Source organism: Stenotrophomonas maltophilia group sp. SKK55 (assembly GCF_057179845.1).
This window is the reverse complement of sequence record NZ_JBXUHP010000059.1, coordinates 457,250-472,463: the sequence shown is the minus strand read 5'-3', so window position 1 is coordinate 472,463 and position 15,214 is coordinate 457,250. Positions and strand designations below refer to the sequence as shown.

The window sequence follows — 15,214 nt, the reverse complement described above, 5'->3', positions numbered from 1 at the left end:
GAAAGTCGATGATTCACGGTGAGGTGGTAGAAGAACGCCTCACACCAACGAAGCCGCCTAGAAAGAAGGACTACATCATGTATGGGGCCGCTACGAGATAGCCACCTGACAAGAGTGAGTGGGTCCCTTCCCGACAGCATGGGGCTAAGTAGCTCAACAGTAGAGCCTCTGGCCAACGTGCAAACCCACGGCCGTACGGATCTTAACCATAGGTGGAAGCCCTCCCGCTCAAGCCTACGCCTTTCAGCAAGCTCCGCTCTGAGCTGACGCCGGCGAACTTGGCGGGCTATCTCCAAGTGTGGCGAGTACTCCCCCTTGCCATGATAGGCAACCTTCAGGACGTAGCCCCGGGCCCTGGTAGGAATCGGTGAGTACGAAGCTCGAACACGCGCAAAGAAGTACCCCGCGAAAACGGCAGTTGCGACGAGAACAACATGAAGTTCGCTCGGGGCGATACGGTATCCACTCGCGGTGAAGAACTGGACGCAAACAAGTCCATCACAACCCGTAGGAATCAACGTTCGATACAACGTCGTCCCGGGAACATACAAGAGAAAAATGAAGCCATAGGCGCACCATTTCCAGCAATGAACTCGCTGATCCAGCACCGGCTCCCAACTGAGCTCTCTTTTGGGGCGGCGCAGAACGTAAGCGCCAATGAAGAGCAGCGAAGGAACGCCCAATAGCAGCAGCAGGTCGATGATCTTCTGAATTGAGTACATGGCAGGGTACTTAGAACGTCGCTCCGGAGCTCCTGGGCAAACGGGATGCCATCGACTGGATTCGTGGCCGGGACGACCCGCCAGGAGTCTGGACAGAGCTGTATCGGCCGCGCGACATGGAACTTGAACCACTGATTCGTCCATGCTCAATGGCCTACTCGCGCTCCTCGGCATAGCACGGCTCCCCAAAGAACCTAGAACGCCGCTGGAGGAAGCGACGGGACTTTCACTCACAACTCCAGCGCAGCCACGGACAGCAGTGTGGTGATATCTGAAGATCAGATGGACGCGAACTCGCCTCGCTGCTATGCTGGTGAACTAGGCGAGCGATCTGAGAGACAAGTGGCCTATGTTGTCACCCAACCGACCCTCATTTCGCATTGGCCAGAGTTGGACGATTTCGTTCGTTCAATCGGCCCGTTCTTAGCCTGCGCCTGGTGCGCACTGGAGCGCTCAAGGACCGTAAGCGGGCCTGTTGCCGCCGAGGGCTTGGCCTCAGCCGCACTCGATACGCTTGCCTCACTTCGCGTACTGCAGCGCATTCCCATCGCAGCCCCCAATTCCGGGGCGAGGTCCTTGTATGAGCCTCTGGCATGGACCTATCAGGCCGCTTGGTCACGTCAGGACGTGAGTCTGGAGGCCAGGTTGACCAGTACGCTTACCCGATGGGCTGCCGAATGCCCGTCCACTGCCAAACGGACCTTGGGAACCTCGCTCGCAGAGAGCGAAGCCCGTGCATACCTGGCCAACCTGCTACGCAAGTATCGGCTATCTCCCACGCTGGGCAATGGCCTGAGATCGACCCAGCTCCCGGAGTGGAATGCACTGAGCTTGGGACGCAAGAGGTATGTACTGTGGGCCGGCATGCGCAACGTTGCGTCGGAGTTCCTGAAAGCTCATCTGGACGAGGAGGCCGCCCGTCGGGTACTTGATCGAGAGATCAGCAGGAGATGCACTTGGCTCGTTAGCCGAGTTCAATCGGGAGCACTTGACCCGACTGACTTTTGCTTCGTGCCAGGCCATGGCTGGCGTCAGCCGTTGATCTTGGACGTGGCAATGGAGACCTTTATCCCTCTGGGCAGACAGTACTGGCTGCAGCCAAGTAGCGACTGGAGGCTTTAGCGGATACTCTCCGCGCCGCGTCCACTAGTGGGCGCGCGACCCAGCGAATCCGGTGTCAGCGGTCAACTAGATCGCGTAGGTATCGGTGGCGCCAATAGCCAGGGCCTGGCCTTGAACGACTGATGAGCTCGCCACGCGTTTGATCTGGAAGGGCAACTACGAGCGCAGTCCCTGTGCCCATTGCTGCAGGAACTCCTCCTGGACAGCGGTCTCGATGGCACCCGGCCTGACACGTCGCACCGAGCCAATGGCAGCCTGCGCTGTTCGCTCAGCCCCTGACTGCAGTAGAAGCATCGCTGCGACAGTGCCGGCTCGCCCCAGCCCACCCTTGCAGTGGACCACAATGCGCAGGCCCGAATGCAAACTCCGAACGAGCATTGACCCCAGTACTGGCCATCGTTCGAGCAACCTCTGGTCAGGCGCTGCGCCATCCGTGATTGGAAGGCCATGCCATGAGATGCCCTGCCCTTCAACCACTTGAGGCAAGCACTCGATCCGCAACTCACTGAACTCCCACGGCTCGAGTAGCGTAATCAGGTGGCTGGCTCCCCAACGCTGAATCACAGAGACATCCACATCGATGTCTCTCGCCCATGCCCCCGTCATCGCAACTTCTTGGTACTTACCTGGCGCGAAGGTCACACCAATTGCCCCTCCCCTTTCGCCAACCGGGAGTTCCGCGATAGCTAAAGGGTGGGTCAAACTTGTTCGAATCATGTCGGATCTCCTGAACGACAGCCCATTCCTATGCAGCAACCGGCGCTGCTGGCTGGAAGAGCTGCACCCGCCAACCCACTCACTAAGCACACCAACTACAACGGAACAACCAATCGTTCCTTCAGCATCTCAAGGGCCACTTCCAGGCCGGCGTCATCCGCGTCATATGGAGCGCCGAACAAAGAGACCTCAATCCAATAGCGCTCCTGCCCCGGATGGATGTAGTCCGAGTGATCGTCCAGCAACAGCGCTGCACCCAGGATCGGAGACACATACCGGAGGTCCTTCGTTGCCCCTCCCCAGAATGTATATGGCAACTCAGCGAACCAGCCTGGCGCGCTCCCTTCCTCGACCAGCAGCCGCGAAATCCTGCGGAAAGCTGCCTCAGGGACCGTGGTGTAGATGACCAGATGCTCGAAGAGTTCATGAGCGACCTCAAGGAACTGATAAAGCCCTGGGCGTGGAATCTGGCTGACAGCATTTGAGATCAGCGTCCCCTCGAGATCGAGAGCAAGGATGGTCGGTCGCATTGAGCGCTAGAATCCTCATCAGTAGTTGGACACTTGGATCTGGAGCGTTCCGCGCTGCGCTTGGTCATCGGACGCAGTTGCTGAACGCCAATGAGTCAGATATCTGAGAACTTCTCGGCTTGCTTAAGCTGATTCTCCAGAGAATGGATCTTTTCCCTATAGTTGGCAGCTATGTAGGGCTTGTCATTGAAGTCCAAAGCCGTCTGAGGAATTAGTTCGAGCTCGACTCGCGTTGAAGACGCTTGTCGAATTGCCAGTGTCGACCACGCATCATCACCTTTTACGAAGCCAACATTGAAGCGCGCCGTGACGCCGTGGTTCGGCTTGAGGCCATCAATCGATCGGAAGTCGCTGTGCACCCGCGACTTTGCCGTGGGCTGAGCTTCGCCATTGATGTAGAGCGTCGCCGCCCAGCTGGCCTGGCTGAGCGCCAAAGTTGAGCTATTGGCAATTCGCGCCTCAATGACCGGCTTCGGGCCAAAGAAGCTGTCCTCGATCCGTAACGTTGCGCCACTCGCACGCACTCTTTCTAGTTCGGTGATCGTCGGACGCTGTGTGTTGGCCTGCTCCTGCAGAGCAAGAATTTCTTTTGGATGGGCATCCCTAATCTGCTTGATGTGCCCCCTAACCACCTGTCTTATAGATGCATTCGGGTAGGCCTTGTTCAGCTCAGCCAGATCAAGGTCGGCAACGGCCCAGTTGAAGGCATCCCGCTCATGGGCACTCAGCTCGGCGTCAATCGCGTCAATCGACGCTCTGTATTGCTCCTGCGTGCCGTCAGTGACCAACTTCCTGTCTACTGGACCGCTGCAGGCGGCAACTAGGACCGTCAGAGCAAGCAGCAAGCCCTGCCTGCCCCAGCCAGCTGCGTCGCGTCGACGTTGTTCTTTGATCATGCCCTTCCCCTGTCAATGAGAAGCACAGGATATCTGGTTTTTAGATATCGGAGAACTGGATATAGCTTCTGAAGCCGCTCAACCAGGGTGCGGCCGTGGCCAAGACAATCCATCGCAAGGAATACGCCGCCCTGATTGAGACCGTCAGAGACGCGCGCTTGGCTGCTGGCCTTACCCAAGTACAAGTGTCCAGCAAGCTGGGGCGCAGCCAGTCGTTCATTAGCGATGTTGAGACAGGGAAGCGCAGGGTTGACGTCGTGGAGCTTAGGGACATAGCGCGCCTGACAGGCCTATCCCTGGGCAAGCTCATTGCCGACTTTGAGAAGCGACTCAAAGACTGACTTTACTGAGCTATGGCTCAGTCTTCTTCAGATGCGTACCACTAGGCTCACACATAGTGCCCAGCGGCCGTACCATCACCGCCAATGCGCGCTGGACCTGGTGACCCCGAAAAGCCCTTCCATCGTCGCGGAGGAGGAGCATGCCATCACGAGAACGATGCCATGACCGCTTTGCTTGCCATCCTGGCAATGCTTTCCGGCAGCGCTGCCGCGTGGCTTTGCTACCTGGCCTCACCGCAACAGCAGTACGCGGCCACCTGCCGGCATTGTCCCGAGGAGAGGCTCGTCGACCGTTGTGCCAGACATTTAATGATCGGGCGCCGGCGCGATGGGTCATCTCCGCCCCCTCCCCCTGCCGCGCTCGTCCCGTTCATTCGGCCACTGCAAGGCGCTGAACCTAGGATCTTGGGTAAGGAATACGGAGCTTGTTCAGTGCCCGCCTCCGCGGTGGACATGAGTGATTACAACGATCTACGCACTCTCCATCGGATGGGAGTGCGCCTTGGCGCCACCTGGCTCTTCGTGGGCAGCCATCAAGCGAATAATCGCGTCTTCGGGCAGCAGAGCTTGCCTTCTTCCCGTTGCTAGTACCGAGGTTGCCCACTCCCAGGCAACGTTATTGAAACTGACGGACCGTCGCACGTCTTCGCTGGCGTCTTCGAACGGCACCTTCAGTTTGATTCTCGGCCCCAATCCAAAGCGAAGGTCAAAGCCGTAGTCGACCGAGAGCAGTCGGCGAAGCTCCCGCGTTGGGCCGCCGGGGACGTAGCCCGTCCAGCCATTGGCTTTCATGTGAAGGATGGTGCTGCGCAGCCAATCTGCCTGGGCATTGAGCACTCCCCGGTCCAGTTCGAACTCAACGAACGTGTCAGAGGCCATTGGGAAAACATATCGGATAAGGTACTCGAAAAGTTCCGGTGCGATCGCTCGCAAGCCCGTCACAGTGGCGGCCATCAGCATGATTCCATGCAATGAACGTCCGATGTCAAACGCACGCGACGCATCACCCGCTTCATGGGCTTCCCGAACGAGTACGACGGCAGCAGCGATCGCCTGCAGGTCTGCCTGCCCCTCAAGGCGGATTAGCGGCTGGACCGGGGCGGTGCGCCGAACATAGCGCCCCATCGCCAATGCCCGTTCTTCGAATAGGGCACTTTGGATCGATGGCCGCAGTCGCTTCAGCAGCTTGTCACCGTCGCCACCGATCGGCCGACTCACATCCAGCAGGTCCCAGCTCGGATCCTCCAGCAGGTAGCTAGAACGCGGGACCTGCTGTTCACAGGCATAGACCGTCTCAGCACTTGGGAGGTGCTTCCCCACAGCGTACTTGGCCCACACGTTGTGGTGATACAAGCCATCACGGTAGGTGTGTGGCTGCAGTCGCTGTCCGACGCCGTAGGCGGTGGATTGGTGCAGGCGTATGCGTAGCCCTTCAAACCAAACGCCAGCTCTAAGGACGTTCAACGCCTTCTTCAATGATCTGGGGCGATCGGATTGGGCAAAACACAGCATGTTTTCTAGCCGGGCTTCGTGATAAGGCTTTATCCTTTTCAATGGCTTAGCAGACATCTTGGTGTGGAAATAGAGTAACGATTTACTCCAGCTTGCCATCTGTGCAAAAGCCAATGCAATGACTACGCTAGTGCCATGACTGAGCGTGACACGATCGTGGACCCACTGGCTCGCTTGCTGGAGCAGGATTTGCTGCAGCGCTATGGACCAATGATTGGCCAGGATGATCTGCGGCAAGCCTTGGGCTACAGCTCTTCCGACGCCTTCCGCCAGGCCCTCGCTCGAGGGGTCTTGCCCGTTCCTGTTTTTGCCATCGCACATCGGCGCGGCAAGTTCGCGCTGTGCAAGGATGTCGCGCAGTGGTTGGCCCAATTACGACATCACGCACAAGGCGTTGAGTCGGCAGGATGCTAGTAGCCACAGTTTCGCGCCCAGTCGGGGCTGACTGCGTTGTTCGCGCCGACGCCTGCTGCACTTGTCGGCGTCGATGACCCTGTCGGCGTCGTTTACGTAACTGTTGCAGATGGATGCAGCAGAGCCTCGCGCCCGGAGCCGCCCCCCAGTTGCTGACGGTAAGGAGAACATCCTCGCAGACCTAGTTCAGAACTCCGGACCATAGAAATGAAAAATGCCCCCGTTGGCGCGGAGGCATTTGGCCTCTCGTCGGAGCGAGAGGTGGTGAGCACTAGTAGAAGCTGACATCAGGCTCGCGCATTTCTCCCCCCAAGTCAAGTCGCCCAATGCCGGCGGCTGGGCACTCGTGTGCGCTCGCTCGGGCCAGTCGACCCCGGCAGACAAGAGGCGTGCTGAGTTTCCCTGGCCGCGCATGGTGCGAAGCAGCGCACACATGCGCCGCAACAGGAGAAACCAATGACTGCAGGAGCAGCGGCCACCGCCTCGGGCGTGGCCACGTCACATCACGTTGACGCTTCACTGAACTACACACCCCGTCCGCTCAAGCGAGGCCAGCGTAGCCGGCGCGAGGTTTTCGTGTTCCAGTCCCCGCGCAATGGCCGCGTGGTCACCGTCGCCGACGCCAGTGCGTTTGCCTACGCCCTTCTGCTCGAGTTCGATCCAACCGTGCGAACCTACGTGGAAAGGCCGCGGCAGCTTCAAGTAACGAGCAAGAGCCGCATAGACCTGAGCTTCTGGTCGGAGCGAAATGACGGCACCGAGCGATTTGATCTGATCATACCGGCCGCCCGTACTCTGCAGAGCACCACAGGCTCAATGGCGCTGCCGGGAAAGCAGGAGCTCATCGAGATTGGGACTCGCAACGGGGTCAATCTGACACTGGTTACCGAGCACGAGCTGACCTCCCAGTTGTCCCAGATCGCCGTTGCCTACGAGCTGTTGCCACTGGTATGGGATAGCGCCCGTATAAGCGCGCGGGCTGCGATCGCTGAGCAGGTAAAAGAGCTGCTTAAGCGCGCCGCTCGTCTGAGCCTGCTCAGCGTTGCAGCTGCCCTGCCCTATACCTCCAACCAGGTGCGAGCCACGGTGGCCTGGATGGTTCACCAGGGCGTGGTCCACCTGATCGACCATACCCCCGGCGCTTCGGACGCCGTACTGGAGCTCGTCCGTGGCTAATCCTCCCTATCTCTACGATGCCCAGGAGCTGGCCACGTGGTACCGGCCGAATGTGAATGAGGTGCGGGAAGAAGACCGCGACTCCTATCGCCGTGCTGAGGCCGCGCTGCTCGGGGTGGTCACCGGGCAGCTCTCCCTTGCGCGGGCGGCCAAGCTGCACGGACTGTGTCGTAAACGCCTAAGGCGGATGGTAGCCCATGCGCCGGGCGTCCATGCCGACGGCATGGCCAACGGATTTCGCGTATGTGTGCCCTACGGCACCTATCAGCGCATGCCAGGAGCATCAGGCGAGGTGTCTGTTCCTAGCAGTGGCGGGCCCGGAAGCATCGCTCAGCTGCTTCAGGCGCTGCCTGCAGTGCGTGACCTGGTGGAGCGCTTCACAGACCCATTGCCGCCAGGGCGTGCACCAAGGGCATTCTCCCGCCTACATGAGCGCATTTGCGCGGAACTGCGTCGACTGGATCTCTCTGACCACTACCCCCTGAACACGCCTGACCATGGGCGCAGAGCCCTGCTCGACTACCTGCGTCGTGACCGGCTTGCCGCGGTCGTGCCGGGGACGCTGGAGCTGGAGCCTATGGCTGTCCATAAGCTGGAAGACGCCTTCCGAGGCAGGCTGTTTGATCGTACGGAGTTCGACGCGCACCGCATCGATGTCGAAGGCACCTTGAGTGTTGAGCTTCCGGATGGCGGGGTTGCAGAGCGGCCCATCACTACCCTGTGGCTTCTGGTAGAGGTGGAGGTGCGCTCCAGAGCCATTGTCTCGTGGTCCCTGCGCGTTGGTCGTGGCTACAACAACCTCGATGTGGCCACCTGCCTGGCATCGGGACTTCGCCCGTGGTCGCCTCGCGAGCTCACCATTCCTGATCTGGCCTATGCGCCCGGTGCGGGAATGCCAACGGGACTGGAGCCGGCATTGGCCTCCAGGCGCTCGCGCTCGATCGCCCTGGACAACGCCTTGGCCCACTCAGCCCTGGAGCTGGAAGCTTCGATGTGTCGCTCCCGCGGTGGCGTGATCATCTTCGGCCGCGCCCACGAGCCCCGATCTCGGCCTATTGTCGAGCAGCTGTTCTCGCGCTTGGAGCGCGGAGCACTGCGCCGGATCCCTGGCGGCTTTGAGCCTGCCAAGTCCCTAAATGAAAGCAGGCGACGGATAAGCAAAGTCCCTGGGAATGAGCACTACTTCAATCTGGGCGCATTCGAAGAGCTGCTTGACGTCATCATCGCAAACTACAACGCTACGCCGCACCCAGCGCTGGGGAGCCTGTCTCCTCTTCAGTTCCTCAGGACCCAGCCCTGCTCGGCCTTTGCTTTCAGTCCCGATGTCGCCGAGCAGGACGCCGCGGACCTGTGCACGGTCCTGGTTCCGTTGGTCGTGCATGGCAACAGGCCCCAGGGTGTGATGCCCCACGTCAACTACAAATATGTCAAATACCGTGGACCCGGCCTGGATGGGCGCTGGGAGCTGATCGGCAAGACGGTGCTCGCTCGCGTCAATCGCAATGACCTACGTACGTTGACATTGATGAAGAGCGTCACCGCTCCGTTGTGCGGTGTACGCGCTGCAGACCCTTGGGCCCGCACGGCACACGATGAGACGACCCGATCTTTGATCATGCGATGGATCAAGAATCGCGACGGGTTCAGCGTTGCCGGTGCTGATTGCGCAGTTGTGGCCTATGTGGGCTTCCTCAAAAGCAGGATGCAGACCTCACAGCTGGCGGTCGATCAATTGGCGCGCATGGACGCGGCGACACGCCCAGTGTCTCGCCAGGCTGTTGAGCCTGACTGCTACAGCACGGCTATCACGATGGCAACCGACGGCTGGATCAGCCTGGATGAATAGTGCGACGCCTGATCGCCTCCTCGCCAGCTCTGCCACCGCCAACTTCCAGACCTTGCCATGAAACACACCCACAGCAATCCGCTGATTGCCTCCCACCATCCGTTGCTGGTCCCCGATGGTTACCAGATCAACACCAAGCCCACCGAGCGGCTGGCCAATTTCATTCGTAAGAACATCTTTGAAGGACACCACGGGTGCTCGGCCTATGGAGGCGGCGGCGTGGGGAAAACCACCGCCATTGCCTACCTCACCGACAATGCACCGCGCTGGCTGATTGACAGCGACAAATCCCCGATGGGTGTGGCGATGCGGATGGTCATGGCCAGCGGCATTCGTCGCACGGACCGCGCCTTCTGGTCGACCATGAATGATCGGATGGGGATCGGTAGCTCAAGCGCAACCTCAGCAGCGGCAGGGATGGCCAAGCTCAGGAACCTGATCAGCAGCCGCTGCGGCCAAGCCGGCGTGAGCAGGATGGTCCTGTTCATCGACAATGCGCAGCGGATCACCGAGGCCGAGTACGAGTACCTGGAGGATCTGGACAGTATGGTCAGAGAGGACCGGCTGAGCCTGTTCTTGGTGCTGATGCGCCAGAGTGACGCCGAAGGCGTGGACGTGGGCGATGACTGGCGTGATCGTGCAACCCACAGCATCCGGCGCTGGTTCATGGCCACCGCCCCCTTTGGCCCATTGATGGGCCTGGATGAGGCCAAGCATGCCTTGGGCGGTTACGACAGCAGTTGGTGGCCAACGCCTGACATGCCCTACAGCCGCTACTTCGCCCGCTCCGCCTTCGACGGCGGCTGGCGCCTGGCGATGGAGGCCCCGCTGATCTGGCAGGTGATGGGAGAGCTTCGAAAGAAGGGAAAGTTGCCGGAGAGCCAGGCCTGGCCGATGGCAACGTTCACCTTGATGGTGCGTCATTTGCTCCACGACATTGCATTTCGGCAGAAGGACTTCACAGGCTTCACCGCCGACCAGGTGGCCACCGCCCTGCAGAACTGCGGCTATCTGCGGTTGGAGTACGTCCGGGCGCGCATGCGTATGCCTCTGACGAGCTGACGGAAGGAGCACGTAATGGCCTGGAACGACGATATCCAAGGGCAGCCGGCAGTGCCACGCATGATAGGGGCTGACCTCAGCCCCTATCCCTACATCTCCGGCTACGGATTGGCTCAACGCATCACGGCGTTTGCCCTCCCCGCCGGTGTGGAGCTGACGGCCCTTGGCTTCAGGAATCGAAAGGGGATGGATGTTCTGATTGCGACCCAGCGATTGGGCAAGCCCCGATCGAACTTCCTTTGGAGCTTGGCGTTGACCGACACGAAGGTGGGGGCATATTGGGCCCCGGAAGTCTGGTCGCCAACCGACTGCCCAGGATTGTTCTCTCGGCATCCGAGACCGCTTCGGCAATGCTGGGAGTGCGCTGAGCACGGATACCACAGTGCGCTGTTCCAGCTTCCCTCCATCACTCGTTGCCCCTGGCATGGGCTGCGGCTCAGCTGTACCTGCCCGCAGTGCGGTCAAACCCAGTTCGCCCGCTTCAATGATAAAAATGCGCTGGGTGTCTGTGCCTGTGGATACATCGCGATGAACGCCCGGACTGCGCTTGCAGGCATGCGCAGCTTCCCAACGTATCAATGCGCTTCGTGGGCCGAGGTCTACTTGGAGTGGGCCCAGCGTCAGCGGGAAAGACGAGTTCTCTATGTGCCCGAATCCAACCAGGCATGGGATCAGGCCTATGCCGCAGTGGCTGCCCCGCCTGCCTATCTTGTCACTCGGGAGCTGCCTGCCTCTAGAACGGCACCGACACATTTCGTGTTTGAAGGCGTTGGCGCAGATCCTGACCACGATTGCCTGTGGGGCTTCTCGCACCTGGGTGGCCCCCAAGTCTTCCGCTTGACGCCTTTGCCCAAAGGCGTCATTGACCGGCTGGCGGCCATCACGGATCAGGCCGTTGCGGAAGTGGCGAAACAGGAGCGCGAAATGGTGCCAAGCGAAGGTCACGCTCGCCCGCTCGATTCAACGTCAGCGTCGCCGGCCAGAGATCGCACATTCCTTATCGGCCCCTATGGCCTGTCGGAGAGCGGTCATGCTTGGCTCAGCCTGGCGGTAGTGGACAAGGAGCTGACGATTGCCTGCGGAAACGCCCTACTGCACTTTTCTGAGAAACTGCGCACGTCTCTTGAACTGCATCTGTCTCCGCAGGCGAGCGTGGCGTCGGTGCTTGGTTCCATCGGCGGCCGCAGGCACCTTGTGGACGCAATGATGGATTGCGTATGTCGTGCTTATGACCAAGGTCTTAGATCGCGGCTGTGCCACCCCACACAGAAGCCGAAGAATGCGCAGGCCAGCACTCTGGAGGTTCCACTGATTGAACTGCAGATCCGTGATGGGGCCATTGCCAGGGTTCAGGTGGCGTGGGCGCCCTCTCCTTCGGAAAAACGGGCGCCAAGCCTGCCGGCGCCCTGTGACATTCGCGAGGTTTCACCGAGGTCGAAACCGAATTCGGCGTAGAGAAGGGAACGGGAGGGTCTGCGACGACGTGGGTCACATGATCCTTGGAGAAGGTAATCTCTGTCTCTTCGGCCGACAAGGGTGCTCAGAAGCGGAGGCGAGCAGCGACTCGTGCAATTTCAAGCGCTAGGGCTGCGCCTGCGGTCGACTCGCGGCGACGGGGGCGATGGGTCCAGTGTTCGGGACGGTAGTGAGCCTACGCAGGTTTGGTGCATATTCAGGCGTAGCGAAAGCGCTACCTGGTGGCATTTGAGCCAAGATTGGACCGAATTCGGTGAGGCTATGCAAGCTGTTCCGACGGGTGCAGGAAGGGGGCTGTACGTGACGGCCGGAATTTCGACGTTGTCCGATAGCACAGAGACTGGCGATTCTGGATCATCGCGTCACCCCTAGGAATGGCAAATAGAACCGTGAGTGCCGTTTAGCTAGGGAGTTCCTTCTGAACCTACGGATTCCACCATGACCACTGCCTGCCTCGTTTTGACCCAGCCGCCGAGCTGGCGCATGGTGAGCGCCCAGACCAGATTCAGCTGCGCCGCACCGGAGTGGCGAATAGCAGCCCTCGATTGCGTCATGTCCAGCGGGAGCCACTCAGGCAAATGCCCGGCCAGAACCATGGGATCGGCCTCGCTAATCTGGACGATCTGAACCGGAAGCGGACGTCCCAGTATTTCCCGTCCGTAGTCACTTGCCCCTTGGAGCGTGAGAGTTCCTCCGAGCAGGGGGCGCAGTTGCTGCTCAGCCTCTTGGACCGAAACTGGGCCAAGGCCGGCGCATGCCTCAACCAGTGCCTCGAAGCACGCAGCCTCCAAAGGGGTATTCCCCAAGAAGGACAGCTGCCTAGATACAATCTGGCGGATTCTCTCTCGAGTAATCCCGTGCACCTCGCCAATTGCACGCAGGGTGCTCTCATCCTCGCCCTGCCCGCCATAGCGAGCCCTGAAGACCAGGGCATTTCTCTCTGCACGCGATGGTGCATGGGCGCGCCGTGTCAGAATGCTGGCGAGGCCGCATCTCTGGGGAAGTTCAATGGCGACGATTGATTACACGCAAGCGGTCAAATACGACGTTGAGCGGGCTCTCCTCAACAGCCGTCGCACCGTTCTATCGGCGCGGCTGAGTCATGAACGCAACTGCGCTCAGCCCTATGCTCACGCAATAAGCAAACTTCAGGCTGAGATGCGTGATGTTGCCGTGCTTGTTCGCCGGCTCAGTGTCCGGCTGGAGCCAAAACGCTGAGACAGTGACACCGTGCGCCGCTGGCCCGCCCAGTACATGTCAGCGGCGAGGACTCGATGCCAATCTCATCGGAAGAGACGCTGGGGCCGTAGGCTGGAAGAAGTAGACGTAACGACCCCAAGGAGCTTTGCCGTGAGCACAATCACCACTACACCGCCCAAAATCACCATTGCGGTGCGTCGTCTGACCGATTCCGTCGTACTTGGCGCAGAGCCGATCTATCTCCCCGTCCGGCCTGAAGCCGACGCGATCGTGCATGAGTGCTTTCCCAATGTGCAGGCCAAGATCGCCCGGGATGGCGGCCAGATGCTGTGCGGTTGGCAGCTTTGGGAGTGGCCGGATGTGCTGGTGGAGGCAGAGTTCCATGCTGTGTGGGTCAGCCCGTGCGGGGAGCCGATCGACGTCTCGCCAAAGCCCGAAGGTGAAACGCGCATACTGTTCGTTCCGGACCCGGGCAGGCGCTACGAGGGCTTGGCCATCGATAACGTCCGAATGCCGCTGAGCGACGATCTGCTGATCAGGCATTTCATCCAAATGTCCGAGGCCATCGTGGGGGTCATGAATCGAGGCAAGCGAGCAACGCAGTACGGCCACGTCAGCGTTCCCGCCAATGAGATTCAGCCGCTTCTGCAGGCAAGAGCTTTCCTGGGGCAATCACTCGCCGCAGGGCTCCGCGAGCATACGCCGTGCCTATGCGGCAGCGGCCGCAAGTATGCGCGTTGCCATGGTAGCCACGTAGAGGCCTTCTTTGGCTCTTGATGGTGGCGTTCTTGGCTCATTTGAATTGTCGTCAATCCAAAGCAACGCCGTTGCTTCTAGCGCAGCGTCGGTAGCTGGAATCAGTGCGCCCCAAGCGAACTCAGGCCTGGTGGCGACTGATTGCACTCTTCCTAGCGGCGCCCTGGGAACACGAACAATCACCCGCATCGCTCGTTAATTACGACGTGCCCTCCAGGCAAGAGGTGAGTGCTGCATTGCAGCATCCGACCGCGCTGGCACCGAGATCAAGCGGCCACAGCAGATGTCGCCGTTCGAGCGGCCGGACCGCGTTTTTGGCGCTCAGGCCTTGCACTTAAAGGCCTAGTGCAGGAGAACTGCGTCCTGCCAGTTGCCTGCCGTACCCGAAAGGTGTATTAGTAGCAATACTACTAACCGCGCTCTTGGAGGCAATGATGTCTTCTGATTTCGCTCCAGTCCCGCCACGGCCGAAGGGTTGGGACGACCTCTTTGAGATTACCCATGGGCTTCATGGAATCCCTATCGAGGAGATAGAACGCGGGAGAGTCGATTATGAGTACACATTCAGCTCCAACGATCTTCGCCCCTGTGGCCGGCTGGGGTGCGAGCAAAAGCACTGTCATGGCTGGCTTGTCGCCTTGGCTGGAGGGCGTTTCGTCAACATTGGGAACGACTGCGCGTTGAAGTACGCCCAGGCGGGTTTATGGTCGTCAAGCATCAGGAACTATAGAGAGCAGGAAGCCTCCAGAGCTCGGGCGGTCGCGCTTGTAGAGGTGAGAGAGCAAGCGCAGGGGAAGCAGTATTGGTTGGACAATTCTCCTGAAGTTGATCGTGCAATCGCGCTGCTCCAGTCATTCTCAGTTCAAGCCCGCGGCGGGCTTCTTAAGGAGCTTGAACGGCGCGCCGAGCGTGGGCACGTAGACATAGAGAGCGAACGACGGCTGACCGATGATGAAGTTCAGTTGCGACGGGCGATGCTTGCTGGCCGCCGAACAGAAGATGAGCCAATGCCGTATTTGCCCACTGTGGAGAGGGTCGTTGTAGGGCGCATTGAGGGGCTCGAGTGCTTCAAGGGCAACGGAAATCCGGAACGGTTAAGGATGGACCTTCAGCGGTTGGTCGAGACATTGTTGAAGTGGTCTCCCGCACAGAAGGATCGCAGCGCCCAACGCGCCCTGCTTCAAGCGACCCGTGATCTGGCGCCACTGAGCAATCGCTTGAATTCCAGCATTGTTGCAGCTGGGCGATTCTTTACCGAATCCAATCTTGAGACGCTGATGCGCCTGGAAATTATCAGATCTCAGGGCATTCAGTCGATCAAACTTGATGGAGTCGGCGGCGTTATCATTTCTCGCCTGCCGCACTGGAGACAGGCCGCCTAGGCTCCGCGCCAAGTCTCGTAGGTTTGATAGTTCGATTCCGGTGGGCAAGGCGCATGCCAGCC

Annotated in this window: 13 protein-coding genes; 8 read left to right on the top strand and 5 right to left on the bottom strand. The window is 59.8% G+C overall.

Annotation, left to right across the window (positions count from 1 at the left end; all coding sequences use genetic code 11):
- Positions 1-2,000 precede the first annotated feature (2,000 nt).
- The 3 genes from AC2A1N_RS20285 to AC2A1N_RS20275 form a co-directional block, all read right to left on the bottom strand.
- The gene (locus tag AC2A1N_RS20285) at positions 2,001-2,450 is read right to left on the bottom strand and encodes a phosphatase domain-containing protein (protein WP_080101843.1); all 450 of its coding nucleotides are present in this window, start codon (positions 2,448-2,450) and stop codon (positions 2,001-2,003) included.
- 206 nt (positions 2,451-2,656) lie between these two features.
- Complete coding sequence (locus tag AC2A1N_RS20280; RefSeq protein WP_032966749.1) at positions 2,657-3,091, bottom strand: NIF family HAD-type phosphatase; 435 nt, start codon at positions 3,089-3,091, stop codon at positions 2,657-2,659.
- Positions 3,092-3,186: 95 nt separating this feature from the next.
- A complete protein-coding gene (locus AC2A1N_RS20275; protein ID WP_032966750.1) occupies positions 3,187-3,987 on the bottom strand; it encodes a hypothetical protein in 801 nt (266 codons plus the stop codon).
- 95 nt (positions 3,988-4,082) lie between these two features.
- On the opposite strand from AC2A1N_RS20275, the gene AC2A1N_RS20270 reads away from it, so the two are divergent.
- Positions 4,083-4,328: a helix-turn-helix domain-containing protein gene (locus tag AC2A1N_RS20270; protein ID WP_017354505.1), complete on the top strand. Its 246-nt coding sequence runs from the start codon at positions 4,083-4,085 to the stop codon at positions 4,326-4,328.
- Between the two features lie 471 nt (positions 4,329-4,799).
- On the opposite strand, the gene AC2A1N_RS20265 is transcribed toward AC2A1N_RS20270, so the two are convergent.
- Positions 4,800-6,212, bottom strand: coding sequence for a hypothetical protein (locus AC2A1N_RS20265; protein ID WP_176422024.1), 1,413 nt, complete (start codon positions 6,210-6,212; stop codon positions 4,800-4,802).
- 498 nt (positions 6,213-6,710) lie between these two features.
- Here AC2A1N_RS20265 and AC2A1N_RS20260 point away from each other — a divergent pair, with 498 nt between their 5' ends.
- From AC2A1N_RS20260 to AC2A1N_RS20245, 4 genes are read left to right on the top strand one after another with little or no spacing between them, the layout of a single operon-like run.
- On the top strand, positions 6,711-7,430 hold the full coding sequence (locus AC2A1N_RS20260; protein WP_032966753.1) for a hypothetical protein: 720 nt from the start codon (positions 6,711-6,713) through the stop codon (positions 7,428-7,430).
- Positions 7,423-9,276: a hypothetical protein gene (locus AC2A1N_RS20255; protein WP_005413361.1), complete on the top strand. Its 1,854-nt coding sequence runs from the start codon at positions 7,423-7,425 to the stop codon at positions 9,274-9,276. The genes AC2A1N_RS20260 and AC2A1N_RS20255 overlap by 8 nt, the downstream gene beginning before the upstream one ends.
- A gap of 57 nt (positions 9,277-9,333) precedes the next feature.
- Positions 9,334-10,338, top strand: coding sequence for an AAA family ATPase (locus tag AC2A1N_RS20250; RefSeq protein ID WP_005413362.1), 1,005 nt, complete (start codon positions 9,334-9,336; stop codon positions 10,336-10,338).
- A 15-nt stretch (positions 10,339-10,353) separates the two neighbouring features.
- Complete coding sequence (locus tag AC2A1N_RS20245; RefSeq protein WP_005413363.1) at positions 10,354-11,793, top strand: hypothetical protein; 1,440 nt, start codon at positions 10,354-10,356, stop codon at positions 11,791-11,793.
- Between the two features lie 425 nt (positions 11,794-12,218).
- Here AC2A1N_RS20245 and AC2A1N_RS20240 read toward each other — a convergent pair whose 3' ends face one another.
- The gene (locus AC2A1N_RS20240; protein ID WP_425522914.1) at positions 12,219-12,743 is read right to left on the bottom strand and encodes a sigma factor-like helix-turn-helix DNA-binding protein; all 525 of its coding nucleotides are present in this window, start codon (positions 12,741-12,743) and stop codon (positions 12,219-12,221) included.
- A 79-nt stretch (positions 12,744-12,822) separates the two neighbouring features.
- Here AC2A1N_RS20240 and AC2A1N_RS20235 point away from each other — a divergent pair, with 79 nt between their 5' ends.
- The 3 genes from AC2A1N_RS20235 to AC2A1N_RS20225 all read left to right on the top strand — a co-directional run bounded on the left by AC2A1N_RS20235 (position 12,823) and on the right by AC2A1N_RS20225 (position 15,152).
- Positions 12,823-13,032: a hypothetical protein gene (locus AC2A1N_RS20235; RefSeq protein ID WP_128988313.1), complete on the top strand. Its 210-nt coding sequence runs from the start codon at positions 12,823-12,825 to the stop codon at positions 13,030-13,032.
- A 132-nt stretch (positions 13,033-13,164) separates the two neighbouring features.
- A complete protein-coding gene (locus tag AC2A1N_RS20230; protein WP_050557871.1) occupies positions 13,165-13,791 on the top strand; it encodes an SEC-C domain-containing protein in 627 nt (208 codons plus the stop codon).
- A gap of 413 nt (positions 13,792-14,204) precedes the next feature.
- Positions 14,205-15,152, top strand: a complete 948-nt coding sequence (locus AC2A1N_RS20225) for a CXC family chemokine (RefSeq protein ID WP_125893261.1) — start codon at positions 14,205-14,207, stop codon at positions 15,150-15,152.
- Positions 15,153-15,214: the final 62 nt, after the last annotated feature.